This window comes from Tateyamaria omphalii (assembly GCF_014651375.1).
In the GTDB taxonomy this organism is placed as follows: Bacteria; Pseudomonadota; Alphaproteobacteria; order Rhodobacterales; family Rhodobacteraceae; genus Tateyamaria; species Tateyamaria omphalii.
In genome coordinates this window covers 261,083-286,844 of record NZ_BMWT01000003.1, presented here as the reverse complement: position 1 = coordinate 286,844, position 25,762 = coordinate 261,083, and the positions used below count along the sequence as shown (strand labels likewise).

Annotated in this window: 25 protein-coding genes; 8 read left to right on the top strand and 17 right to left on the bottom strand. The window is 59.6% G+C overall.

The features are described from left to right. Positions 1–22 precede the first annotated feature (22 nt). Positions 23–1,912: a glycosyltransferase gene (locus IE087_RS12080; protein WP_189369603.1), complete on the top strand. Its 1,890-nt coding sequence runs from the start codon at positions 23–25 to the stop codon at positions 1,910–1,912. Here IE087_RS12080 and IE087_RS12075 read toward each other — a convergent pair. Continuing rightward, a complete protein-coding gene (locus IE087_RS12075; protein ID WP_189369602.1) occupies positions 1,909–2,562 on the bottom strand; it encodes a GntR family transcriptional regulator in 654 nt (217 codons plus the stop codon). The two genes, IE087_RS12080 and IE087_RS12075, sit on opposite strands and share 4 nt — an antisense overlap. 105 nt (positions 2,563–2,667) lie before the next feature. Between IE087_RS12075 and IE087_RS12070 the strand changes: the two genes are divergently transcribed. Next, a complete protein-coding gene (locus IE087_RS12070; RefSeq protein WP_189369601.1) occupies positions 2,668–3,315 on the top strand; it encodes a pyrimidine 5'-nucleotidase in 648 nt (215 codons plus the stop codon). A 62-nt stretch (positions 3,316–3,377) separates the two neighbouring features. After that, positions 3,378–4,583, top strand: coding sequence for a UbiH/UbiF family hydroxylase (locus IE087_RS12065; RefSeq protein WP_189369600.1), 1,206 nt, complete (start codon positions 3,378–3,380; stop codon positions 4,581–4,583). 100 nt (positions 4,584–4,683) lie between these two features. On the opposite strand, the gene IE087_RS12060 is transcribed toward IE087_RS12065, so the two are convergent. The 3 genes from IE087_RS12060 to IE087_RS12050 form a co-directional block, all read right to left on the bottom strand. Next, positions 4,684–5,811 (bottom strand): aminotransferase class V-fold PLP-dependent enzyme, encoded by a 1,128-nt coding sequence (locus IE087_RS12060; protein ID WP_189369599.1) that lies wholly within the window; start codon positions 5,809–5,811, stop codon positions 4,684–4,686. Positions 5,812–5,926: 115 nt separating this feature from the next. Then, positions 5,927–6,385 (bottom strand): Lrp/AsnC family transcriptional regulator, encoded by a 459-nt coding sequence (locus IE087_RS12055; protein WP_189369598.1) that lies wholly within the window; start codon positions 6,383–6,385, stop codon positions 5,927–5,929. Beyond that, positions 6,382–6,837, bottom strand: a complete 456-nt coding sequence (locus IE087_RS12050; RefSeq protein WP_189369597.1) for an Lrp/AsnC family transcriptional regulator — start codon at positions 6,835–6,837, stop codon at positions 6,382–6,384. The genes IE087_RS12055 and IE087_RS12050 overlap by 4 nt, the downstream gene beginning before the upstream one ends. Before the next feature lie 133 nt (positions 6,838–6,970). Here IE087_RS12050 and ilvC point away from each other — a divergent pair, with 133 nt between their 5' ends. Further along, a complete protein-coding gene (gene ilvC, locus IE087_RS12045; RefSeq protein ID WP_189369596.1) occupies positions 6,971–7,993 on the top strand; it encodes a ketol-acid reductoisomerase in 1,023 nt (340 codons plus the stop codon). 128 nt (positions 7,994–8,121) lie between these two features. On the opposite strand, the gene IE087_RS12040 is transcribed toward ilvC, so the two are convergent. Both IE087_RS12040 and IE087_RS12035 read right to left on the bottom strand, forming a co-directional pair. Further along, a complete protein-coding gene (locus tag IE087_RS12040) occupies positions 8,122–8,619 on the bottom strand; it encodes a GNAT family N-acetyltransferase (RefSeq protein ID WP_189369595.1) in 498 nt (165 codons plus the stop codon). 124 nt (positions 8,620–8,743) lie between these two features. Continuing rightward, on the bottom strand, positions 8,744–9,427 hold the full coding sequence (locus tag IE087_RS12035) for an ArsR/SmtB family transcription factor (protein WP_189369594.1): 684 nt from the start codon (positions 9,425–9,427) through the stop codon (positions 8,744–8,746). Between the two features lie 71 nt (positions 9,428–9,498). Between IE087_RS12035 and IE087_RS12030 the strand changes: the two genes are divergently transcribed. The 3 genes from IE087_RS12030 to IE087_RS12020 are packed head-to-tail and all read left to right on the top strand — an operon-like array spanning position 9,499 to position 11,079. Beyond that, on the top strand, positions 9,499–9,822 hold the full coding sequence (locus IE087_RS12030; RefSeq protein WP_189369975.1) for an NIPSNAP family protein: 324 nt from the start codon (positions 9,499–9,501) through the stop codon (positions 9,820–9,822). Further along, positions 9,819–10,166 carry an antibiotic biosynthesis monooxygenase family protein gene (locus IE087_RS12025; RefSeq protein WP_189369593.1) on the top strand — a complete coding sequence of 116 codons (348 nt, stop codon included), beginning with the start codon at positions 9,819–9,821 and terminating at the stop codon, positions 10,164–10,166. The genes IE087_RS12030 and IE087_RS12025 overlap by 4 nt, the downstream gene beginning before the upstream one ends. Beyond that, positions 10,156–11,079, top strand: a complete 924-nt coding sequence (locus IE087_RS12020; RefSeq protein WP_189369592.1) for a DMT family transporter — start codon at positions 10,156–10,158, stop codon at positions 11,077–11,079. The genes IE087_RS12025 and IE087_RS12020 overlap by 11 nt, the downstream gene beginning before the upstream one ends. 2 nt (positions 11,080–11,081) lie before the next feature. Here IE087_RS12020 and IE087_RS12015 read toward each other — a convergent pair whose 3' ends face one another. The 11 genes from IE087_RS12015 to IE087_RS11965 form a co-directional block, all read right to left on the bottom strand. Then, positions 11,082–11,576 carry a hypothetical protein gene (locus IE087_RS12015; RefSeq protein WP_229801363.1) on the bottom strand — a complete coding sequence of 165 codons (495 nt, stop codon included), beginning with the start codon at positions 11,574–11,576 and terminating at the stop codon, positions 11,082–11,084. Positions 11,577–11,632: 56 nt separating this feature from the next. Next, positions 11,633–12,979: a phosphoglucosamine mutase gene (gene glmM, locus IE087_RS12010; protein WP_189369591.1), complete on the bottom strand. Its 1,347-nt coding sequence runs from the start codon at positions 12,977–12,979 to the stop codon at positions 11,633–11,635. A 1-nt stretch (position 12,980) separates the two neighbouring features. Continuing rightward, the gene (gene folP / locus IE087_RS12005) at positions 12,981–13,958 is read right to left on the bottom strand and encodes a dihydropteroate synthase (protein WP_189369590.1); all 978 of its coding nucleotides are present in this window, start codon (positions 13,956–13,958) and stop codon (positions 12,981–12,983) included. Next, complete coding sequence (locus IE087_RS12000; RefSeq protein ID WP_189369589.1) at positions 13,958–14,887, bottom strand: dihydroneopterin aldolase; 930 nt, start codon at positions 14,885–14,887, stop codon at positions 13,958–13,960. The genes folP and IE087_RS12000 overlap by 1 nt, the downstream gene beginning before the upstream one ends. A gap of 92 nt (positions 14,888–14,979) precedes the next feature. Beyond that, entirely contained in the window at positions 14,980–15,621 is a 642-nt protein-coding gene (locus IE087_RS11995; protein ID WP_189369588.1) for a cell wall hydrolase, read from the bottom strand. A gap of 154 nt (positions 15,622–15,775) precedes the next feature. Next, positions 15,776–18,313: a putative PEP-binding protein gene (locus IE087_RS11990; RefSeq protein ID WP_189369587.1), complete on the bottom strand. Its 2,538-nt coding sequence runs from the start codon at positions 18,311–18,313 to the stop codon at positions 15,776–15,778. Between the two features lie 235 nt (positions 18,314–18,548). Then, entirely contained in the window at positions 18,549–20,807 is a 2,259-nt protein-coding gene (gene glyS / locus IE087_RS11985) for a glycine--tRNA ligase subunit beta (RefSeq protein WP_189369586.1), read from the bottom strand. Positions 20,808–20,816: 9 nt separating this feature from the next. Next, positions 20,817–22,019, bottom strand: a complete 1,203-nt coding sequence (gene gltS, locus IE087_RS11980; protein WP_189369585.1) for a sodium/glutamate symporter — start codon at positions 22,017–22,019, stop codon at positions 20,817–20,819. Further along, entirely contained in the window at positions 22,016–22,537 is a 522-nt protein-coding gene (locus IE087_RS11975; RefSeq protein ID WP_189369584.1) for a DUF6446 family protein, read from the bottom strand. Before IE087_RS11975 ends, gltS begins: the two co-directional genes overlap by 4 nt. Continuing rightward, positions 22,534–22,893, bottom strand: coding sequence for a glyoxalase superfamily protein (locus tag IE087_RS11970; RefSeq protein ID WP_189369583.1), 360 nt, complete (start codon positions 22,891–22,893; stop codon positions 22,534–22,536). The genes IE087_RS11975 and IE087_RS11970 overlap by 4 nt, the downstream gene beginning before the upstream one ends. After that, a complete protein-coding gene (locus IE087_RS11965) occupies positions 22,890–23,831 on the bottom strand; it encodes a glycine--tRNA ligase subunit alpha (protein WP_189369582.1) in 942 nt (313 codons plus the stop codon). Before IE087_RS11965 ends, IE087_RS11970 begins: the two co-directional genes overlap by 4 nt. A gap of 176 nt (positions 23,832–24,007) precedes the next feature. Between IE087_RS11965 and IE087_RS11960 the strand changes: the two genes are divergently transcribed. After that, complete coding sequence (locus tag IE087_RS11960; protein ID WP_189369581.1) at positions 24,008–25,744, top strand: serine protease; 1,737 nt, start codon at positions 24,008–24,010, stop codon at positions 25,742–25,744. Positions 25,745–25,762: the final 18 nt, after the last annotated feature.

Here is a 25,762-nt window from a genome sequence, read left to right as displayed (position 1 = left end):
GTTCCTGAACCTGGGACCCGCCATGAGCGATCCGCTTTTACGTCTGTCTTTTCCGCAGCCGGTCACTCGACCTGTGCGTCCTGCCGTGCCGGTGGGACGACAATTGGTAAACGCCGGACTGATCAGCCAGACAACCTTGCTTGAAGCGCTCGCACTGCAACATCAGCTCGATGCCCCGCTGGGCGAGATACTGGTGGCCGACGGGCATGTTGAACCGGACGATGTGCTGGCAGCCCTTGCGGTGCAACACGATGCAGACCGCGTGGACCTAACCATCGATCCACCCAATCCATTGATGAAACAAGCTATTCCTGCACAGATATGCCAACAGTTTGGTGTCGTGCCATGGAGGTGGATCGGCGATACGCTTCTGGTGGCGACAGCACGGCCAGATCAGTTGTCTGCCGTCCATGACATACTGGATCAACCCTCCATCACGCTGTTGCCGGTCATCGCGTCCATCGACCAGATCCACGATCAAATCACCGCGATCCATGGTGTGCAACTTGCACACCAGGCCGCGTACAAGGTGCCACAAGAAGTGAGTTGCCGGACTTGGGCACCGGGCATGGTTGGCGCCCTTACTTTACTGGCTCTCTTGATATTGTCTCTTTGGCTGTTTCCCGCATGGACAGCAACCGTATTGATTGGCTGGGCAGTGTTTACGCTGGCACTCACCACGGGTCTCAAACTGGCGGCGATCGTTGCGCAACTGATGCACTGTTTGCCTGCACAACCCGAACCCGTATCCATGCCGCTCGCTGGTCGCCTGCCTCGCGTGTCGGTCATGGTCCCCCTGTACAACGAAGAGCGAATTGCAGAGGCGCTGATCACTCGTCTGTCCCGCCTGACATATCCCAAAGCCCTTCTGGACGTAGTTCTGGTGCTCGAATCCAAGGACAGCGTGACCCGTACAACTCTCGCCCGCACACGCCTACCAAAATGGATGCGCGTCGTCGAAGTGCCGGATGATGGCACAATCACCACGAAACCCCGCGCTCTCAACTATGCGCTGGACTTTTGTAAGGGCGAAATCATTGGAGTGTGGGACGCCGAAGATGCGCCCGAACCGGATCAGATCGAAAAAGTTGTATGGAAATTTGCGGCTGCAGGTCCCGACGTTGCCTGTCTGCAGGGTACACTTGACTACTACAACGCACGTCACAACTGGCTCGCCCGTTGTTTCACCATAGAATACGCAAGTTGGTGGCGGCTGGTGTTGCCCGGCGTTCAACGTCTTGGGCTTGTCTTGCCTCTTGGTGGAACGACCCTGTTCTTCAGGCGTGAGATCCTCGACGAATTGGGCGGTTGGGACGCGCACAATGTGACCGAAGACGCGGATCTCGGCATACGGCTGGCACGCGGTGGCTACCGTACCGAGTTGATCCCAACCGTCACCTATGAAGAAGCCAACTGTCGTGCCTGGCCTTGGGTGAAACAGCGATCCCGGTGGATCAAAGGCTTTTTCATCACCTATTGCGTACACATGCGGCGCCCCAAGGAACTTCTCGAGGATCTTGGCTTCAAAAAATTTATCGGCATACAGGCCATGTTTATGGCCACAGTATCCCAATTTGCAGCATTGCCGTTGCTTTGGAGCTTCTGGTTGCCCGCGACGGGTCTACCACACCCCGTCGCCGATACACTGGGTGAAACCGTCGTCTGGTTTGCCGTGTCCTTCTTTATCGCAGCGGAGTTGTTGAATATGGCCATCGGCATACTTGCAGTGTCGGACCGTGATCACCGTCATCTGCTGCCTTGGGTGCTGACCATACCGCTTTACTTCCCTCTTGGGGCCATCGCCAGCTACAAGGCCATTTACGAACTGGTGCGCGCACCGTTTTATTGGGATAAAACCCAACACGGCACCGCAAGCGGCGATATGGTCGAACCGATCAAAAGCCCAGACTAGGCTTCGTCGCGCCGCGTCTCCGCATCCTGCTTCAACCGGGTCATGAACGCGACCGAAATATGATCACGCAGCGCCTGCCCGGCCTCAACCTGATCCTTGGCCTCGATCGCCCGCACGATACGGTCATGTTCATCCTGTGCGATACGTGTGCGCCCATCGGCGGCCAGAGACGTCGTTGCCATCAGCGCCATGGTCCTGTGCACCAGATCAAGCTGTTGAACCAGGTAGCGGTTGTGCGACGCAAGATGGATCTGAGTATGGAACCGCCGGTTCGCGCGTGCCAATGCAGGCGGATCGTTGACCAACGCGTTGTCGGCCTCCACCATCTCGCGCAGGATGCGCACCTCTTCCACCGTGGCATGTTGTGCGGCCAAGGACGCCGCCAACCCCTCAAGCTCGCGCCGGACGACGTAAAGCTCGGACATCTGGTTGTGATCAAGCGATGCAACGATCAGGCTGCGCCCGTCCCGCGACAAAAGGGACTGCGTTTCCAATCGTTGCAATGCCTCGCGCACAGGCGTCCGCGACACACCAAACCGTTCCGCCAGTTCGCTTTCCACCAACCGATCACCAGGCCGGTAGGTTCCGATGTCGATCGCTTCGAGGATCATCGAATAAGCATCGGTATGGGTCGGGCGTGCGGCGCGCATGGCATCCTCGCAAGTCATTGAATTTCCAAACCATAGTGTGCACGCGCACAGTCACGCAACCCCAAGCCCTTGCGCACCCTGCCCGCCGCGCCTATCCACGAGCCCATGCCAGCTGATGATTTTGCACATGTCCGCGCCTGGGTCTTTGATCTGGACAATACACTCTACCCGCCAGCCGTGCGCCTCTTTGATCAGATCGAAGTGCAGATGACGGCCTACGTCATGGAGGCTTTGAAGATCTCGAAGCCTGAGGCGGATCGTCTGCGCAAACACTATTGGCACACGCATGGCACGACCCTTGCCGGACTGATGCGGGAACACGAGATCGACCCGCTGCCGTTCCTCGAGAACGTGCACGACATCTCGTTTGATGGACTGTCGCCTGACGCGGACTTGGCCGCATGCATCGACACCCTGCCGGGCCGCAAGATCGTCTATACGAACGGATGCGCCCCTTATGCCGAAAGGGTGCTCGCTGCGCGCGGACTATCGGGCAAGTTCGACGCGATCTATGGCATCGAACATGCGGATTTTCAGCCCAAACCGGATCATGCCGCGTTTGAACGCATCTTTGCCCGCGACGGATTGGAGCCAGAAAAAGGTGCGATGTTCGAAGACGATCCCCGGAACCTGACGGTGCCGCATACGATGGGTATGCGCACGGTTCACGTTGCCGCGGCACGCGCCGATGGAGGCCACATCCATCACCACACCGATGACCTTACTGACTTTCTGTCCCGGCTCACCGGGTAGGACAGGATGCCACCTTGGCACCGGGACCGCGCGGCATATTTTTCCTGTATCGGAGGTGAGATATGACCGAAACCTGTGACATTCTGATTTCCGGCGGCGGCATTGCGGGCCTGACCGCCGCAGCTGCTTTTGGTTCGGCCGGGTTCGACGTCATCTGCGTTGATCCAACCCCACCCGTGACCGAGCGCGAGGCCGAGGGTTCCGACATGCGCACCACCGCGATGCTGCAACCCGCCCGTGACTTGCTTGAGCGTGCAGGTGTTTGGGACGCGCTTGCACCGCATGGCGCGGCCCTTGAAGTGATGCGCATCGCGGACACCGCCACCGACACGGGTGCAGCGCGCGAGGTCAAATCGTTCCGTGCGTCGGACGTGTCTGATCTGCCCTTCGGCTGGAATTTTCCCAACTGGCGCTTGCGGCGCGAACTGGTGGGGCGACTTGATGCGCTTCCAAGCGTGGATTTCCGACCTGGAACCGGCACCAGCCGTTTCTTGGGTCGCACGGCAGAGGCGCGAGTCACGCTGAACGACGGAACGCGCATCAAAGCTAAGCTGGTCGTGGCCGCGGATGGCCGCAACTCGCCCGTGCGGCAAGCCGCCGGAATTGGGGTGACGACCACGCGCTACGGACAAAAGGCGCTGGCCTTTGCCGTGACCCACCCGATCCAGCACGAAAATATTTCGACCGAAGTACACCGAACAGGGGGTCCGTTCACGCTCGTGCCCTTGCCCGATCACGAGGGAATGCCCTGCTCTGCCGTTGTTTGGATGGATGATGGCGCAAAATCAGTCGCGCGCATGGCGCTGGAGACCGCAGAGTTCGAAGCAGAGATGACCGAGCGCAGTTGTCACATACTCGGGCCACTCACCCTCGCGTCGCGCCGCACGATCTGGCCGATTATCAGCCAGATCGCTGAACGTTTGAACGGTACACGGGTGGCCCTGATTGCCGAAGCTGCCCATGTGGTGCCGCCGATTGGCGCGCAAGGACTGAACATGTCGCTGGCCGATACAACGACTCTGCTGGATCTGGCGATAGATCAACCGGTAAATCTCGGCGACGCGGAAATGCTCGCCCGCTACCAGAAGGCGCGCTATGGCGATATCCGCATGCGCGTGACAGGCATCGACATTTTGAACCGGGCAAGCCAGGCCACATCGCCACTGGCACGCGATGCAAGAGCCCTTGGCCTGAACGCGTTGCATGAGATCACGCCAATCCGAAAATCACTGATGGAATTGGGGTTGGGCGTGCGCTGCGCGGGGTAACGCGGACCTATGGTCCGCCGGGCGCACGGCACGTGCGCCTTACGTTTCCGCACCATAGTAAGGCGCACGTGCCGTGCGCCCGGCGGAGGGCACCTCCGCCTTACAACACCTGATCCACGACACGCCGCAGCCGCGTAACCGTGCCGTCCACATCATAGAGTTTGTCCAACCCAAACAGCCCGATGCGGAACGTCCGGAAGTCAGCGGGTTCATCGCATTGCAAAGGCACCCCTGCCGCGATCTGCATGCCCTGCGCCGCAAATCGTTTACCAGTCTGCACATCCGGGTCAGTGGTGTAACTCACAACCACACCCGGCGCACCAAATCCATCCGCTGCGACCGACGTCACACCCTTCTCGGCCAACATAGCCCTCACGGCATTGCCCAAGGCCCACTGCGCGTCCTTCAGCTTGTCGAAGCCGTACGCTTGCGTTTCAACCATCGTATCGCGGAAATCGCGCAGCGCATCTGTGGGCATGGTTGCGTGATAGGCGTGCCCCCCGTTTTCATAGGCCTGCATGATCTGGTGCCACTTCTTGAGATCAATGGCAAAGCTGTCAGAGGTCGTCTCTTCCATCCGCGCCACCGCACGGTCAGACAGCATCACAAGGCCCGCACAAGGCGACGCACTCCACCCCTTTTGCGGCGCTGATATCAGCACGTCGACACCCAGTGCCCGCATATCCACCCAAGCACAGCCCGACGCGATACAGTCGAGGACCATCAACGCACCAACCTCATGCGCAGCTGCCGCCATCGCGGCCACATAGTCGTCGGGCAGAATCACGCCTGCACTTGTCTCAACATGCGGGGCAAAAACCACATCCGGCTTCTGCTCCCGAATGGTGGTCACAACTTCGTCGATCGGGGCCGGGGTAAAGGGCGATGGTGACGTGTTTCCGGTTTGTCGTGCTTTCAACACTGTCGTGTTGGCGGTCAGGCCTCCGGTTTCGAAAATCTGGCTCCAGCGGTAGGAAAACCAGCCATTGCGCACCACCAGCACATCCGCACCGCGTCCAAACTGACGCGCCACCGCCTCCATCCCGAAGGTCCCGCCACCCGGCACAACCACCACCGCATCGGCGGCGTAGACCTCTTTCAGCATTGATGAGATGTCGTTCATCACGCCTTGAAACGCCACACTCATGTGGTTGAGTGAGCGGTCAGTGAAAACGACGGAAAACTCCTCAAGACCTTGCGGATCAACGGTATCAAGCAATGCGGGCATCATGCGGTCCTTTCTCTTTCAGCAGGACATAGCGGCTTGGACCCTGCAGAACAAAGCCTATCACCGTATACATTCACGGCAGTGCGGCACGGCGCGTCGCCTATTGGAACGGTTTTTAACCGATGGGCCCCGGTCTGCGCTCTTCACTCAGCAGCACATTCGCCTCGACCTCCCCCGCACCGGGCAACGTCATGATCCGGCGCCGCAAGACCCGCTCGAAATCGGGAAGGTCACGCGCCACCACCCGCAGGCGGTAGTCATACAGCCCCAGCACATGTTCAACGGTTTGAACTTCCGGAATGGCGGATACAGCTCGCTCGAAATCCTCAAGGCTCACCCGCCCCTTGGTTGCCAGTTTCACACCCAGAAAAACGGTCACGCCGAACCCCAGTTTTTCCGCATCCAGGCTCAACCGCTGCCCCCGGATCACACCCGCCGCGCGCAACCGCTTGATGCGCCGCCACGCGGCAGGCTGCGACAACCCGCACGCCCGCCCGATGGCGCCTGCCCCCTGCCCTACATCTTCGACCAACAAACGTAGAATGGCGAAGTCTGTCTCATCCAAGTCGATCACAGCGGCAGCGCCTCGTCGCTCTTGATCCTTGCCACCTGCATCAGCGCCTCGATATCCGCGATATGAGGCAAGGTCAGGATACGGCTGCGATAGAGATGCTGATAATGCGGCATATCCCTTGCAATGACAGACAGGCGCACGTCTACGCGCCCCAGAAAGGTCTGGATCTCGATCACTTCCGGCACCTCCCGTGCCGCTTCGATGAAATCGTCAAAGGCGCGCGCCTGTGTCTTGTCCAGTGTGATGCGCAGGGATACCTCGACAGCATACCCCAGTGCAGCCCAGTCAATCACGGCCTGTACCGACTTGACCAACCCCGCCTCCCGCAGCTTGGCCTGCCGCCGTGCGAGTTGCCCTGGACTGACGCGTGCCCGTTCCGCCAATTCCGCAGGGGCAAGCGTCGGGTCCGACTGCCATTGCCGCAGGATACGACGATCCGCATCATCAAGCATGATTTTTCCACAATCTGTTTATTTGACGCATGACTTTTCTCTCTGATTGACAAATAAACCCAAAACACAACGCTGACCAGAGGCAACAGCCTGCGTATAACGCACCTCAGCAACCAAACCCGGAGGAACCAACATGCGCGTGTATTACGACCGCGATTGCGACATCAACCTGATCAAGGACATGAACGTGGCCATCCTCGGCTACGGCTCCCAAGGCCACGCCCACGCGCTGAACCTGCGCGACTCGGGCGCCAAGAACGTCGTTGTGGCCCTGCGCGAAGGCTCCGCATCCATCGCCAAGGCCGAAGGTGAAGGCCTGAAAACCATGGGCATTGCCGAGGCCGCCGCCTGGGCCGACCTGATCATGTTCACAATGCCCGATGAACTGCAGGCCGAAACCTACAAGAAATACGTCCACGACAACATCCGCGAAGGCGCGGCAATCGCGTTCGCCCACGGCCTGAACGTCCACTTTGGTCTGATCGAGCCCAAGCCCGGCATCGACGTCGTGATGATGGCTCCGAAAGGCCCCGGCCACACTGTGCGCGGCGAATATGTCAAAGGCGGCGGCGTGCCCTGCCTTGTGGCCGTCGACAATGACGCCTCGGGTCGCGCGCTGGAAATCGGTCTGTCCTATTGCTCCGCCATCGGTGGCGGCCGCTCGGGCATCATCGAAACCAACTTCCGTGAAGAGTGCGAAACCGACCTCTTCGGTGAACAGGCCGTGCTCTGCGGTGGTCTGGTCGAGCTGATCCGCATGGGCTTCGAGACGCTGGTTGAAGCGGGCTACGCGCCCGAGATGGCCTATTTCGAATGCCTGCACGAAGTGAAGCTGATCGTCGACCTGATCTACGAAGGCGGTATCGCCAACATGAACTACTCGATCTCGAACACGGCGGAATACGGCGAATATGTCTCCGGCCCACGCGTTCTGCCTTACGACGAAACCAAGGCGCGGATGAAGGCAATCCTGACCGACATTCAGACCGGCAAGTTCGTGCGTGACTTCATGCAGGAAAACGCGGTTGGCCAGCCCTTCTTCAAAGGCACACGTCGTATCAACGACGAACACCAGATCGAAGCCACGGGCGAAACACTGCGCGGTATGATGCCATGGATCTCGGCCGGCAAAATGGTCGACAAGTCCAAGAACTAAGTCAAAATACAAAGACATACGGAGCGCAAAGGCATTTGCGCTCCGTTTTCTTTATGTGACTCGGGCAGCCGTTAAGCGGACTTACCACACGCTCTTTTGAAACTGAACTGAGATCGCGTCACGGTCATTCAAATTGGCGACCCGTCTCGCATCATCAGAAGGCGGGGAATTTTGTGACGCCCCGCAATTTCGCCAGTATTCCTGAATCCAAATTTTTCATAGAACGCGATGGCGCGGTGATTGTAATGGATCACGCCCAATTTGATCGGTTCCCCCGAGCCTATCCAGTTTAGCGCTCTAGTCATCAACGCATGAGCAACGCCTGATCCATGGCATTCAGGCGCGACGATCAACCAGTCGATTTCTGGAATGTCGCCTGTCTTTCTGAGCGCGAGAACGAACCCGACAAGCCGTGCGTCGACCGTTGCCACAAACAATACGCGGTCCGTCTGACCAAGTGCTGCAAGGCAAGTCGATTTCGCAATCGACACCACCCATTCGTTTTCTTTCAACTGCTCCGGCGTCAAATCAGAGTGAGAGAACGGTTCCCGCGTTGCGTCAGCAACAAGGCTCTCCACATTGTCCAGTACGCTCTCTGTTGCCACCGTGATCTTAAATTCCGACATGAAAATGAGCCTACCTGTTTAAGTGGCTGCTTGTCGTTCCGCTCCAAAGTCACCCTCAGAGGTGCAACACAAACGTCTCAAAGCCTTCTTCATAGTAAAGGATCATTGCGCACAGCGCGCTGCGCTAATCGACGCCAAACATGTCAGCAAAGGCGACTTGCCCCGCCTTCGTCACGTGGATTGCCCGACTTCCAGTCTCCCGGGACATCCAGCCTTTCTGCTCCATACACGTCAGCATCGCGCGCCCCAATGACCCCGCAAGATGCGTGCGTCTTTCGGACCAATCAAGGCAGCTGCGGCATAGACGGGTACGCCCCTTTTCCAGAGCATCAAGATCGATACCGAATGCTGTCATGAAATCGCGCCCGGATGCGGTCAGAGCCACGTCTTCCCCGTCTTCCATCAAAACGCCCTGCGCAAGCAACTTGCTGTACATCTGCACGCCCAGTTGTCCGGCCAAATGGTTGTAACACACCCGCGCCACCTGCATCTGCGCATCACGTGGCCCCGTACGGACACGCGTGGTACCGCGCCGCGCCGCCAGTCCCATCAGCGATTCCAGCACGCCTGCCACCTCGGCATCGGCCAGATTGAAATACTTGTGCCGCCCGGATTTGCGCGGCGCGATCAGTTCAGCTTCAGCCAGCTTAGACAGATGCCCGCTGGCCGTGGACAGACCCACACCCGCTTCCTCGGCAAGTTCAGATGCTGTGAGCGCACGACCATCCATCAACGCTGTCAGAATATTCGCCCGCGCCGGATCCCCGATCAGCGCCGCGATGTGAGAGATATCTGGACCTTCTTTCATAGTTCGATCGTAACCGAAGCATTCCCGTTCGTCAAAGTGCTAGCCAAGGCTCAGACATGAAAGGGAAGCAAATGCTAACGTGCATCATTCAATACCAAATCGACCCGACCAAACGCACCGCCTTTGCCGAATACGGCCAACGGTGGGGCGAAGCCATCCCGCGTTGCGGCGCAGACCTTGTGGGATATTTTGCGCCACACGAAGGATCTTCGACGCTTGCCTACGGCATCTATCACATTGAAAACTTGGCAGCTTACGAACAATACCGCGCGCGGCTCGCTGCCGACCCACTCGGACGTGAGAATTACCTGTTTGCACAATCCGAGAAATTCATTCTCAAAGAAGATCGGACTTGGCTCACCAACGTTTCCATGTCGCAGGGAGGTTCCAAATGATCGCTGTCATCTTCGAGGTCTGGCCCAAGGATGGGCATCGCACACCCTATCTGAACCGGGCTGCTGCGCTTAAGGAGCATCTGAACGACATCCCCGGCTTCATTTCCGTCGAAAGATTCGAGAGCCTCGTGGAGCCCGGCAAACTCCTGTCATTGTCCTTCTGGGAAGATGAGGCAGCGCTTGAACACTGGCGCAAATTGCCGGAACACCGCTCAGCGCAATCTGCGGGCCGGGACATCCATTTCGACAACTACCGCCTGCGTGTTGCCGGGGTCATCCGGAACTATGGCATGACGGAACGGGATGAAGCACCCGCCGACAGCAGGGCGCTGCATGACAGATAGCCCCCGTATCACGGCTATCAGTTGGGCAATGGTTGCCATCCTGGGGTTCACCTGGGGTGGCACCTTTCTGGTCACTGAAATTGCCCTGACCGGGATCACGCCGTTCTGGTTGGCCGCTGGACGCATATGCTTTGCCGCCATCCTGATGGTGGCCATCTGGAGCGCCCTCGGTGCCCGATTGTTCAAAAGCCCCGTACCGATGGGCACATGGACATCACTGATCGCCATTGGCGGGTTCAGTTCGGCCATCCCCTTCATGCTGCTGGCATGGGGGCAGCAATACGTCACCTCGGGTTTTGCAGGTGTTTCGATGGCGTCGGTGGCATTGATCGTACTGCCGCTCGCGCATTTTCTGGTCCCCGGCGAACGCATGACATGGCGCCGCAGCCTTGGCTTTGTCATCGGCTTCGTTGGTGTGTGCATTCTGATCGGTGGCCAGGCCTTTGAGGCGAGCGGCGCGCAGTTGGAGACTGCAGGACGGATCGCCTGTATTGGGGCCGCCAGTTGCTATGGCATCTCGTCCATCCTCATGCGCCGCCTGCCACCCGTGGACCCAATCGGACTGTCTACCGTGTTGCTTTTGATCGCCGCACTCATCGTGCTGCCCGCCGCCTGGATTGTTGAGGGCCCGCCACCGCTGCCAGACACGCAAACGCTCTTGGTCATCGCATTCCTCGGACTGATCCCAACGGCTGCGGCCAACATGCTGCGCGTCTTGGTGATCCGCAGCGCGGGACCAGTCTTCATGTCGATCACGAACTACCAGGTGCCGGTCTGGTCGGTCGTCATGGGCGCAGTGATCCTGAACGAACCCCTCCCCCCAAGCCTACTTTGGGCGATGCTGCTGATCCTTGCCGGTGTCGGTCTCAGCCAATATGGCGCGCTGCGACGATTGTTCTGCCGCAGCGGATAATCTCAGTACCGGCCCAGCGACATCCGCGTCTTGTCCAGCACCTTGCCATTGGCATCAACCGCTTTAACCACCGCCTCATAGCTGTTGCCGCGCCCACCTGAACATGGCGGCAGATAGCCAGGCGATGCGTATTTTCCGGTGCTTTTCGCCGCCGCGATCACCTGAACACCTTTCGGCATGCGCGCAGACATGCCCGGAACGGCGGGAAAACTGCCTGATGCACCGTTAACAGCATAACCGATCGTGCCATGCCCCCCGTTGCGCGAAAGCGGCTTGTAGCTTTTGTCATTGTATTCGACGATCAGCCAAACGGTTCCGTCCGGTATGCCCGTTACCTGAAATGGCGGGGTGGACCCGTTGCCACCATCCAAAGCGCAGTTTTGTCCTGCAGGAACCTTTTTCCCGTTCCAGGGCGCAGCAACTTTCGCCTTAAGATCGGCCATGGCGACCCCGGTGGTCAGGGCAAGAACAGACAAGGAAAGGGCGACAATCTTCATAATGTGTACTCGATCAGGTTAAAGATACGGCAACACTACGACCCGTCGATATCCGATCAAGAAGAAACTGCGGCTTCGACAGCTTGCACAACGTGGTCAACGCTGGCGTTCAATACGGTTTCGTCTTCGCTCTCTGCCATGACCCGGATCAACGGCTCGGTCCCGGATTTGCGGATCAGCAAGCGACCATTGCCATTCAATTGTCCTTCGGCCTCAGTGATGGCTGTCTTGACGCTATCCATATCAAGCGGAGCCTGTCCCACTGCGAAACGAACATTCTTGAGAAGTTGTGGAACCGGATCAAACACGTGCAGCACTTCACTCGCACGCTTGCCCGACTGCACAAGTTCAGCCAGAAACTGCAGCCCTGCCATGAGCCCATCACCAGTCGTGGCATAGTCCGTCATCACGATATGACCGGACTGTTCACCGCCAAGGTTGAACCCACCTTCGCGCATGCGTTCAACCACGTAGCGGTCGCCAACACCTGTGCGCTCTAGCGCGACACCGCGCCCCTGCAGGAAGCGCTCAAGGCCCAGATTGGACATGACCGTTGCGACAAGTGCATTGCCCTTGAGCCGCCCTTCGGCCGCCCAGCGGGCCGCCATCAGCCCCATGAACTGATCGCCGTTGCCCACACGCCCCTTTTCATCCAGCAGGATGACGCGGTCAGCATCCCCATCCAGGCAAATGCCGACATCGGCGCCATGCGCCACAACCGCTTCTGCAGCCGTTTGGGGCTGTGTGGATCCACATCCTTCGTTGATGTTGTGCCCGTTCGGCGCCACCCCGACCGGAATGACCGTGGCCCCCAATTCCCAGAGGGCTTCCGGCGCCACCCGGTAGGCAGCACCATTCGCGCAATCCACAACGACCTTCAGCCCATCCAACCGCATCTGGCGCGGGAACGAGGATTTCACCCGCTCCACATAGCGGAAACGACCGTCATCAATCCGTTTCGCCCGCCCGATTGTCCCCGCGGGGACAGGCTCAACCCCTTGGGATACAAGGTTTTCTATTTCCGCTTCCGCCGCATCACTCAGCTTGTAGCCATCGGGGCCAAAGAATTTGATGCCGTTGTCATGGGCGGGGTTGTGACTGGCCGAAATCATCACGCCCAGATCGGCGCGCATGGACCGGGTCAGCAACCCGACGGCGGGTGTCGGTACCGGCCCCAGCAGCAAGACATTCATGCCGGTACTCGTCAGACCTGCCGTCAGCGCGTTTTCGAACATGTACCCGGACAGGCGCGTATCCTTGCCAATCACCACGCGGTGTACGCTGTCGCCGTCCCTGCGAAAGTACCGCCCCACTGCCGCACCGATGCGCAGCGCAATCTCGGCCGTCATGGGCGCGGTGTTGGCCGTGCCCCGGACGCCGTCCGTCCCGAAAAGCTTTGTCATGTTAGCGATGTGCCACGGAAGCGCGCCACAGCGCAATGGCCTGCGCGTGTTCGGCAACGTCATGCGCACGGATGATCTGGACTCCCTGCGCAATCGCCGCCAACGCGACCCCCACGGAACCGGGCGCGCGGTTTGACGCCTCGGGCGCATTGCCGATGGTGCCAATGAACCGCTTGCGCGATGCGCCCAACAAGATCGGGACACCAAGGCTGTGAAACAGGCTGATCCGGTTCAGCAGGGTTAGGTTGTGTTCCAGCGTTTTGCCAAACCCGATGCCGGGGTCAGCGATGATCTTGTCCTGCGCAATGCCCGCAGCCTGCAATGCCGAAATTCGTGCGGCCAGAAAGTCATACACGTCCAGCAGAACATCATCGTAAACTGGATTGTCCTGCATCGTCTGTGGATCACCCTGCGCATGCATCACACAAACAGGCACGCCGCGCTCAGCACACAGCGCGGCAAGATCAGGATCGTAGGTAAAGCCCGACACGTCATTGACAATGGACGCACCGGCATCCAACGCCGCCACTGCGACGGCAGCCTTGCGTGTATCAATTGAGATGGGCGTGGTCACGCCTTTGGCGCGGAGGTCGCTGATCACGGGTGCTGTGCGCGCGATCTCTTCGTCTATGTCCACGATTGCCGCACCCGGTCGCGTACTTTCGCCCCCAATATCAAGGATGTCTGCGCCCTGACCAATCAGCACCTGACCATGCGCTGCGGCATCTGCACGAGTGTTGTGCTTTCCGCCGTCCGAGAAGCTGTCAAGTGTGGTGTTCAGGATGCCCATGATCTGCGGCGCAGACCCCGCGTTTCGAAACGGTGCGCTTTCTGCATCCGTCAGGTCAGACACCGGAACGATGCGCGCCGCATCGCTGCGCGAAAGGGTTTCAACATGTGTGAACCAGCACGCACCAAAGACAATCGCCTCGTCCGGACGGGCTGGTCCCACCTGCATCAACGGGCGGACATAGCGCATTATAGCTTGGCCTGATCCACAGGCACGGCGCGCAGAGTGACCGGCGCATCCTTGGGGCCATCATCGCCAATCACCAGCATTTCCAGAACGTCGAATGTGGCGGCAAACCACGACGCCAGTGCAACGGCATCCGCCCCCTTTGCCGAGGGACCGTCGACGGCATCCAGAACGATCTTGGAGGGTGCCCAGACGCAAGCCTGACCGTTGCGCATGGCCCAATCCAGCTCGGTCCGGGTGTCCACGACCTTACACCGTGCGTCGCGGGCAGCGAGCACCCAGGCATTCTGTTCAATGGCAAGCAAGTCGATGCGCCGCTGCGCCAGTGGGTGGCTGGCCTGAGGCGCATCAATGTCCGCAGGTCCGACACAAAAAATCAGCGGTCGGCCCATCGCCTCTAGCTGATCTATCCAGCCACTCAGATTGTCCGAGACAATGGCGTCATTGGACAGATACACCAGTTCCGGGCGCATCACATCTTCTTCCAGATCTTCTGCCGCGACCGGCCGCGCCGTACCTCGGCTCCGCACGATCTCGACCCCCAGCGCTCCGGGGCCCCGGTCAAGTTTCTCGATGCGAACAAAGACACGCATCGCTTGCGGCTCCATCAGGATGCGGTCGGCCACGCGTTCAGACAGGGTTTCAAGCAAGTTCAGGCGTTCTGCGGCCAGTTCATAGGCAATCGCTTCTGTCACCTTGTCATAGGACAGGATGCGGTCCACATCGTCATCGATCGGCCCGGTAAGCGGGCGCACTTCGACCACGATGTTGAAACAGATGCGCTGGGTGACCCCACGCTCGGCCTGAAACGCGCCGATTTCAACCTCGACCGTATGATCACGGACCGAGATGCGATCCAGCGGCGCAGAAGTGGCAGTCGCTTCTGACCGTTCAGATGGATGGGAAAAGGCAAGACGGATTTCGGACGCCATGATGCGGACCTATGCAGTCAAAGTTGCGCACTTCTAACCAAGCTGTCCCCGCGGGGACAGGTGCAAAGACGCCACCCTTGGACCCGAAAACGTCAGTTTGAAGCTGTGCGGAAGGTGTGCCGGTAAAAGATATGCACGCCGATGGCAGCTGTCTTGGTGTAAACGCGGCTCCAGCGTGGGCGGACAGCGGTCGTATGATAATGCGTGGCACCTTCCGTCAGAGCCGGCGCACGACCGTCCAGAACGGTACGGGCCACTTTGGATACACGCTCAAACGCGCGCTGCTCGCGGATTGTTTCCGGCGCGCCATCGCAGGTGTAGGTGAACTGGCACTGGTACTTGCGACCGGTGCCCTGATTGATCACACCGCAGACATTGTCGGGGAAGCGCGCACTGCGCACGCGGTTCATAATAACCTCGGCAACGGCAAACTGCCCTTTGACCGTTTCACCACGTGCTTCAAAGTAAAGCGCTTCGCTCAGGCAGCGCCAGTGTGCCCCGCCCTGCGCCTTGGGCTGTGCATCAAGCCAGCTGCGCGAAAAAGAAATGTCGGTTTTCGTCTCCGGCTCTGTCAGCAAAGCTGCAAGCCGCGTGGATGGCACACCGCGCAGTCCACGATTTTCTGCGTTTCTCAACGCCTCACCCGTTGCACTCGTATTCTCGGCGTCAGCCGCAGCAAGCTGCGTCCCTGCCAGCATGGACCATGCCAGCAGCGCCTTTACCAAACGTCGCATTGATCACCCCAGGATCGTTTCCGATCCGCGGCATTTAGGGAAAATTGACCACTTCGTCCAGTTTTTGGGCGATTTGGTCGCACATGGCCGCTATGCGTGGGCGCGATATCGCTTGTGACGAACCGCAGAATACTGTGGCGGATGGAACCGAAAACTACCCGATTTTGTGCGAAATCGCCAATTGAGCGGAAGCCAGCCGAGCGACCGGAACCCGGAACGGAGAACACGAAACATAGTCGAATCCGGCCTGTCGACAAAAGGCAATTGATTCGGGGTTGCCCCCATGTTCGCCACAAATGGACAGCGTCACGTCCGGTCTTGCCGCGCGCCCCCGTTCCGAACCCAGTTTGAGCAACTCTCCCACACCATCAATGTCGAGCGAGTGGAACGGGTCTTCGACAAAGACTTCTTGCCGGACATAATCTGACATGAACCGCCCCGCGTCGTCACGTGATAACCCATATGTCATCTGTGTCAGGTCGTTCGTGCCGAAAGACAGGAAGCTGCAGTGCTGAGCAATGTCACCCGCTCGGAGCGCGGCACGTGGCGTTTCGACCATGACGCCAAGGCGGTAGTCAAATTCCGCACCCCTTTCCGCGGCCACAGCTGCTGCAATTGCATCGACACGTGTACGGACCAACTCGACTTCACGTTTGGCACTGACCAGCGGGATCATGATTTCGGGTACAACCGGCGCGCCGTCGCGACCGGCATCAAGAGCAGCTTCGAAGATCGCCCGTGCCTGCATGTCATAGATTTCCGGCACCGTCACACCAAGGCGCACACCACGCAGACCCAGCATCGGGTTGTATTCGGTCATCGCCTCGATCCGCCGCGTCACATCCGACAACGGCAAGTTCAAGGCATCGGCAAGCTCACGCTGCCCGTTGCGATCCGTGGGCAGGAATTCATGGAGCGGTGGGTCAAACAAGCGAATACAGACAGGTTTGCCCTGCATGATGCGGAAAAGCTGACTGAAGTCAGCGCGCTGCATCGGCAGGAGCCGCTCGAGCACCGCACGCCTGTCATCACTGGTTGCGGCAAAAATCATCTCGCGCATGACCCGCAGACGACCCGGCTCGAAAAACATGTGTTCAGTCCGGCACAGACCAATACCCTGGGCATTGAAATTACTGGCTGTTTTGGCATCCGCAGGTGTGTCGGCATTGGCGCGAATATCAATGTCGCGTTCGGCGTCCGCCCAAGTCATCAGATCGGTGAAGGCGTCATCAAGGGCCGCCTCCTGCATCTCTGGCGCTCCAACGAGGATCGTCCCATTGGTGCCGTCCACGGTTACAATGTCGCCCTCGGCGACCGTACGACCATCCTTCGTTGTCAGCAGCCCTTTGCGGGTCTGGAAGCGGATGTCTCCCACACCGACGACGCAAGGCAATCCGATGCCTCGACCGATCACAGCAGCATGGCTGGTGATCCCGCCGCGTTCCGTGATCACGGCCTTGGCCGCGTGCATACCCCGAATGTCCTCGGGCGATGTTTCGCGGCGCACAAGGATACAGTCTTCGTTTCGCGCGGCGCTTGCTTGTGCTTCGTTTGCGGAAAACACCAACCGTCCGGTGGCAGCGCCTGGGCTGGCGGCGATACCTGTGCCAAGAATATCGCGCTTGGCATGACGATCGACTTGGCGGTGCAGCAATTCATTTAACGCACGCGGCTCGATCCGCATCAACGCCTCTTGCCGGGGGATGATGCCGTCGCGCGCCAGTTGCACGGCAATCCGCACTGCTGCGCGGGAAGAGCGTGCGACGCGCACACCATCCAGAATGTGCAAGCGCCCGTCTTCAATCGTGAATTCGACCTGCATTTCTTCGCGCAGTTTGGTGCGCATCAGGCGGGCGTGATCGACCAGTTGAGCAAAGCCTTCGGGCACAAGTTCCTCGAGGGACGGGCCTCGGGGGTCGCGGGTGATGAACAGGGATTTGGCATTGCTGCGCAATGCGTCGCGGCCCTGGCTTTGGCGAAGATACCGCCCGGTGACCTGAGGCATTCCCGTCTTTGACGACACGAGTTGCAAGACGCCTGAACCACTTTCGCCCTGCCCGACACCGAAAGCCATCTGCTGCACAATCAGGCCCAAACCGGCATCCGCGGGCGCTCCCTTGGCCTGCCGCAGCAGACGGGCAGAGGTGCCTTCCCACGCGCGCGCCATGGACTTCAGCACGCCTGCAAGCTGCTCGACACGCGTTGCCGGAAACTGAAGTTCTGTTTCAACTTCATAGGCTTCCAGGGTTTGCTTGAGCGCTTCGGGTCCTTCGCCGGTGACGTCATCGAACATGTCCGGGTCCAACCGGTCGACATGGATGGCGTAGCTTTGAACGAAGCGGGTGAACAGGCTGGACGCCGCATCTGTTCCAAGCGTGTCACACAGCGCCGCGTAGCGAGTTTTGTTCATGCCGATGTTGAGGATCGCGGATGGGCCGCCCCAGTCGGGATCTTCGGAAGATGGGCGGACGCAGAGCAGTGCCTCATCCGGGAATTGGTCGAGAATCGCAGGCACATCGGGAAGATGGCCGCTGGCAATGTCGTGCACAGCATCAAAGGACAGCGCCACTGTCGGAGGCACCGGCAGGTCAAGCCGGGTCAGCCTTTGCAGGCATTTCGCCCGGCCGCCATGCGTTTCGGTCGCGATGGGGGCGGTTGGCGTGACCAAGGTGGTGTTCGGGTTATTCTGCACTGCGGCATCGCTCCTTTGCGAGGCGCAGCATAGCTGCAAAGCTTGACCGCACAAGGGTTTAGGGTGTGCAACTTTCGGCCTGTGACAGGGTGGCACCCCCCGTGCAGCATCCGTACACCCCCTGTACACCGGGCGCGCGCGCAGAAACCGGGGTCAGCGCAACGGTTTTCGAGCGGGAAAAGGGGGGCCAGCCCCCCTGACCCCCCCGAAGTTTATTTGGCAAGATGAAGGAGGATCAGCCTTCGATCTTGGTGAGGTCGGCGACGCTCAGGCACAGCGTGCGGATGCGGCTGAGCAGGTTGAGGCGGTTGCGGCGGACGGTTTGGTTTTCCGCGTTGATCTGGACCGCTTCGAAGAAGGCGTCGATGGGGCCGCGCAGTGATGCCATGGCAGACATGGCGGTGGTGAAGTCCTGTGCCTCCATCGCCGGAGCGATTTTGGCCTCGGCGGTGTCGAGCGCTTCGAACAAGGCGGTTTCCTGCGGTTCCTCGGCAAACTTAATGTCGGCGCCGTAGGAATATTCAACGCCGTCCGCTTCCTCCGCCTGGGTCAGGATGTTGTTGGCGCGTTTGAAGCCCTGGATCAGGTTTTCGCCATCGTCGGTGGCGAGGGTTTCGGAGAGGGCGCGGGCGCGTTTGACCAGCAGGGTGAGGTCGTCGTTGTTCGGCATCGCGATGCAGGCGTCGATGATGTCGTGGCGGATGCCTTGATCGCGGAGGTAGACTTTGAGGCGGTCGTGGAAGAAGGCGAGGAGGTCGCGCCGAATTGCGTCTTTATCAGCTGCAAAGACAGCACCCGACAAAAATTCAATGACAATCCGGTAACGCAACTGAGTTTTCGGATCACCAAGCACAATCTTAGTGTCCAACCGGTCTAGTGTGTTGCGCAGTTCGACAGGCAGTTCTGCTCGAAACCGATCAAGCTGTTTAGCGTAGTATTCGTCATCATGAATCAACCGAGCAGAAATGTTTCGTGCTATCCCTGGTTCAAAGACTTGTGCCAAGTTCAATCGATGTTTGTTTTCGAGTAAGAGCCTCACATCACCGAGTGCAGCTCGGCGCAGTGCAAATGGGTCTTTGCTACCGGTCGGCTTTTCATCAATCACCCAGAAGCCTGTAAGCACATCCAGCTTGTCTGCCAGAGCAACGGCCACCGAAACGGGCGCGGTCGGCACATCATCCGAGGGTCCAAGCGGCGAGTAATGGTCTTGCGCGGCGGCAGCGATTGCAGCGTTTTTCTCAGTTTCACCGATGTAGTATCGCCCCATAAGCCCTTGAAGTTCTGGAAATTCATAGACCATTTCGGAGCTAAGATCGGCTTTGGCGAGGCGGGCTGCCTCCTCGGCTTGGGCCTCATCGGCGCCGACGATGGGGGCCAATTCCTTGGCCAGTGCCGCGATGCGGTTGATGCGGTCGGCTTGGCTGCCCAGCTTGTTGTGGAACGTCACATTTTCAAGGGCTTGCGTCCAGACACTCATGTCGGACTTGGCGACGCGCAAGTCATTCTCCCAGAAGAACTTTGCGTCCGCCAGACGCGCACTCAGAACCTTTTCGTTGCCCGCCAAAATCGTGGCACCGTTGTCCGCAGTTTCGCGGTTGGCAACCGTGATGAACCGCTCGATCCGGCCTGTCTTGGGGTTCCGCACCGAGAAGAATTTTTGGTGCTCTTTCATCGAGGTTTGCAGCACCTCCGGCGGCAGGTCTAAAAAGTCGTCGCCGATCTTGCCCATCAGGACCACGGGCCATTCGACAAGGCCTGCAACCTCGGCCAGCAGGCCCTTGTCCTCGACCACCTCAAGCCCGTTGGCGAAGGCAGCGTTTGTGGCGTCGTTCCAGATGGTGTTTGCGCGCTCGGAGGCGTCCAGCACCACGTGGGCGCGGGCCAACTTGGCGCTGTAGTCGTCGAACGATGTGACGGGGAAGCGGCCCGGGGCCATGAAGCGGTGCCCTTCGGTGGTGTCGCCGAAGGTGATGCCATCAACCTCGCCCGGCACAACGCTGTGCCCGGCCTCATCCGTGAGGATGCAGAGGATCGAATGCAGCGGGCGCACCCATTTCAGCGGGCCGCTGCCCCAGCGCATGGATTTGGGCCAAGGGAAAGTGCGGATCGTCGCCTCGAGCACTTCGGCAATGATCTCGGCTGCGGGGCGGCCCGGTTTTTCGATCACGGCAAAGAGCACGTTGCCCTTGGGCGTCTCGCGCTCCTCAACCTGATCGCGGGTCAGGCCCGCGCCGCGCAGGAACCCTTCGATCGCCTTTTCGGGGGCGTCCGCTTTGGGGCCTTTGCGTTCTTCCCGCGTGGTGGGGCTTTGATCCAGCAGACCTTCGACCGTCAGCGTCAGGCGGCGCGGCGTGGTGAAGGCGGCGGCAGAGGCGTAGGTCAGCCCAGCCTCGACCAGACCGTTTGTGACCAGCTTTTGCAGGTCCTCGCCCGCGCGCTTTTGCATGCGTGCAGGAATTTCTTCGGAGAAGAGTTCGATCAGAAGGTCAGGCATTGGGACGCTCTAGAGATTGACGAAGAATTGGATAGCGATGGCGTTGGCAATATCGACAAAGAACGCCGAGACCAAGGGCAGGATGACAAAGGCCATGGGCGATGGGCCATATCGTTTGGTGACGGCCGTCATGTTGGCGATGGCCGTGGGGGTGGCGCCAAGGGCGAAGCCGCCGAACCCGGCCCCTAGAACGGCAGCACGGTAGCCGCCACCCATCAGCGGAAACAGGATGAAGATCACGAAGCCCAGTGTCGCCAGTGTTTGCAGTGCAAGGATCAGGCCGATGGCCGCGCCCAGTTCGACCAATGTCCAAAGCTGCAGGGACATGAGCGACATGGCGAGGAAGGCGCCAAGTGCGATTTCAGAGATCAGGGCGAGTGCGGGGGTGCGGGCCACGGGGATGGCATTCGGAAACAGGACCGCGCGGATATTGGCGATCAGGATGGCCATGATCAGGCAAGGCACGAAGAGCGGGAGTTTGACGCCGGCTTCGATCAACCCAAGATGCGCCGAGAAGCCGCCGATGATGGCAAGGTTAAGATAGAGCAGCACGCGCGAGACGGTCACCGGGTCGATGGGTGTTTTGGGGCCATTGTCTGCGGGCAGACCAACAGTGAGCCCTTCGTCCGGGCGATCCGGGGTCAGGTCTTTGCCTTCGACGAGGTGGCGCGCGATGGGGCCGCCAATCAGTGCCGCCAGAACAAGGCCAAGCGTGGCGACAGCGATCCCAAGCTCTGGCGCGTTTGTCAGCCCGCTGGCTTCGGCCACCTCGGGCGACCATGCAATCGCCGTGCCATGCCCGCCGATCAGGGCGGCGGAGCCGAACAGGACACCCGTGGCGGCGGGATAACCCAAGAGGATCGCTCCGGCTGTACCGATCCCGTTTTGAACAAGGATCATCACCAGCGTCAGAAGCAAGAGCAAGGCCAGTGGTTTGCCGCCGGAGAGCAAATCCTCGAACCGTGCATTCAGGCCGATGCCAGCGAAGAAAAGGACGAGGAAGAAGTCCCGAGCGTCCATCTCGAACGCGAATTCAATGTCGAGGAACAAGTAAAGGAGCAGCCCGATCACCGCCGCAATCAGCCCGCCTGATACCGGTTCCGGGATGTTGAACCGGCGCAGGACCTCGAACCGCCCGTTGAGGATGGTCCCGAACAGGAAGACAGCAAGGCCCAGCGTGGCGGTGATGAAGGCTGGAACGGCCAGTGTCATTGGGTGATCTGGTCACGGTCCGGGCATTCTTCGCCCACGATGGTGCCGTCATAGGCCTTGTCGCCGCAATCGTTCAATTCGTGCCAGACATAGCCGCGCCCGTCTTCGGTGATGGCGACGATACGGTCGACGCCGAAATCGACGTTCTTCTGGCCGAGGAACGGGAGAGCGGTGCCTGCGTCAAGTTCTGAGGCGATGGCTTCGGCGTCGAAGCAGTCGAACCAACCCGGAGCATTGCGCGGGGTTGCCTGTTCCAGACCCACATAGGTTTCGGTCAGTAGGGCCAGTGACATCTCGGTTGTGAAGCAGGCCCGGTAGCGGATGGGGGAGCTGTCGGCATCGATGGCTTGAAAATCAGCAAAGGGGATGGGTTCGGGTTCATCCGAAACGACCGACACAAGCTGTACCTCCGCCGTCTCAACCTCTTCGTAGAAGCCGTAGATCTGCAGATAGTACAGGGCCGCGCCCGCGATGATGGAACTTAGCACGATGACAATCCCGATGATTTTGCCGCTCATCCCGCGTCCTCGCCCAGACAAAGGACGTTGCCGTCAGGGTCGGTCACTTCGACCTCGCGCATGCCGTATTCGGTGACGGTTGGCCCTTTGATCGCGGTGCCAGTGGCTTTGATCTTGTCGACCGTGGCCGCGAAGTTTTCGGGGTAAAGGTAGACGCGCCAGTTTTCGTACGCCGCTTCGGGTCCGTTCCATGCGATGAGGAAGAGTTGGGCTTGGCCTGCACGGTAGATGCCAAAGCCGGTGACAGGTTCGCCCGCCTCTTGCTTCACTTCAAAACCGAGCACGTCCATGTAGAACGCCTTGGCGCGCTGATAGTCAGAGACGCGCAAAACCGGGGTGGCATTGGTGTAACTCACGCCGCATCCTCTGGCCGCCAGCCCCCTGCCCGTGTTTGCACGAACGCATCGGCACACTGCTTGGCCAGCGCGCGGACCCGGCCGATATAGGCCTGCCGTTCCGTGACCGAGATCACGCCGCGGGCATCGAGCAGGTTGAAAATGTGCGAGGCCTTGATGCACTGGTCATAGGCCGGGTGCGCCATGATGATGCGCTTGCCGGTTTTGGGATCGTCGTGCGCCTGATCCAGGATGGCTTTGCACTCGGTCTCGGCCTCTTCGAAATGTCGCAGCAGCACTTCGGTGTTGGCCACATCGAAATTCCAGCGCGCGTATTCTTCTTCCGTCTGCTTGAAGATGTCACCGTAGGACAGCGGGATGGGTGTTTGTGGATCGTTGAAGGGCATGTCCATCACGTGATCGACACCCAGAATGTACATCGCCAGTCGTTCAAGCCCATAGGTCAGCTCACCCGAGACCGGGTGGCAATCGTGCCCGCCAACCTGTTGGAAATACGTGAATTGCGACACTTCCATGCCGTCGCACCACACTTCCCACCCGAGGCCCCATGCGCCAAGCGTCGGGCTTTCCCAGTCATCTTCGACAAAGCGGATGTCGTGCAGGTCCATGTCGATACCGATGGCTTTCAGAGACCCAAGGTAGAGGTCCTGCAAGTCGGGCGGCGATGGTTTGATCAACACCTGATACTGATAGTAGTGCTGGAGCCGGTTGGGGTTCTCACCATAGCGCCCGTCCGTTGGGCGGCGCGAGGGCTGTACATAGGCCGCGGCCCAGGGCTGTGATCCGAGGCTGCGCAGGGTCGTGGCCGGGTGGAAGGTTCCCGCCCCCACCTCCATGTCGTAGGGCTGCAGCACGGCGCAGCCCTTGGACGCCCAATAGGTCTGGAGACGCAGAATAATTTCCTGAAAGGAACGGGGCGGTGTAACGGTGTCGGACATGGGTCAAGCCATCGGTTGAATTGCGTGACTTACCTACGGCCCGGCCCCCAAATGGTCAATTGCGCGCGAGGTGGGTTTTTACGGGTATTCCACCATTTCCATTGGGGCGGAATCCTGCTTAATCTGCCGCGCACGAAAAGTAGTGGCACCAAGACCAACCAAGGGGATATCGGGTGATGTTGAAGCGTATTGTGCTGGCGTGGGTTGTCCTGCTTGCGTCGGTGGTTGCAGCAAGTGCACAGGAAGACCCTGTCTGGATCCAGATCGAGGCACAGCCCAACCTGAACGCAGCAACCGAGCGTGCCCGCGTCTATGCCGCTGAACTGCCTGATGTGAATGGGTTTTCCCTTGGTGGCGGCTGGTATGGTATCGCGCTTGGCCCTTATGCCCGATCGGATGCCGAACAGGTGTTGCGCGTGTACCGGTCCGAAGGCGTGATCCCGCGCGACAGCTTCATCGCGTTCACATCTTCCTTCCGACAGCAATTCTGGCCCATCGGCGCAAATGTGTTGAACCGCGGCGTGGTGGAGCCCCCTGTGCCGACCGAACCTGAAGACACCACGCCCGTCGTGGACACGCCTGCCCCTCCGCCTTCTGATGAAACCCCGGCACAAGCACAACGCAGTGAACGGCAGTTGAGCCGGTCGGAGCGCGAAGACTTGCAGATCGCCCTGCAATGGGCCGGGACGTATGAGGGCGGCATCGACGGCGCATTTGGTCGTGGCACCCGCAACGCAATGGCGCAGTGGCAAGAACAAAAAGGGTTTGATGTCACCGGCATTCTAACAACACAGCAGCGCGTCGTTCTGTTGCAGGACTACAATTCCGTGCTGGACGGTCTGGGTCTTGAGGTCGTGCGGGACGAGACCGCAGGGATCGAGATGTTGATGCCCACCGATGTTGTCGCTTTCGACAAGTACGAATACCCCTTCGCCCACTACACAGGCACCGGAGACATTGAAGCGACCGTCCTTCTGATCAGCCAGGAAGGCGACCAGACAACCTTGTTTGGTCTTTACGACATCATGCAGACTCTGGACATTGTGCCACTGGACGGCGCACGCGAGCGCAAGGACCGTTCCTTTGTCCTGGTAGGGGAAGATGCAGCACACGTATCTGAAACCCGCGTGACGTTGGAAGACGGACAGATCAAGGGATTTACTGTCGTGTGGCCCGCAGGGGATGAAGAGCGCCGCACGCGCTTGCTGGACGAAATGGGCAAGAGCTTTGTCCGGACCGACGGCGTGATCCCAACAAGTGCCAGCACACAGGAGCAGGCGATTGACCTTGTGTCAGGGCTTGAAGTGCGCAAACCGCGCTTGTCACGTTCCGGCTTTTTTGTGGACAATCGGGGCACCGTCCTCACCACGTCCGAGGCGGTAAGCAGCTGCACGCGCGTGACCGTCGATTCCGAAACGGATGCCGAAGTTGCTGTTGTGGACGAGTCTCTGGGCGTTGCCGTACTCAAACCGACATCCACGCTGGCGCCTTTGGCGATTGCGCGCTTCAGTGACACACAACCTCGGCTTCAATCCGAGGTGGCCGCGGCCGGCTTCAGCTTCGAGGGTGTATTGGGCGCTCCGTCCATGACCTTTGGCACCCTGAGCGATTTGCGCGGTCTAGACGGTGAGCCAAATCTTTCACGTCTTGCCCTGAACACATTGCCAGGTGACGTGGGTGGCCCGGTTTTGGATGCAGGTGGTGGTGTTTTGGGGATGCTGCTGCCGGACGAACAGGGTGGTCGGGCGCTGCCGAAAGGTGTGCGCTTTGCACTGGATCGCGCAGCGTTGCAGGGCGTGCTTGCCGAGGCCGGTCTGGCGGCGGCCAGCACCGACAGCGGGACCCCGATTGATCCGGTTGACCTTTCAGCCGCGGCAACCGGCATGACTGTTTTGGTCAGTTGCTGGGACTGATCGGGTTTCACTCAAATC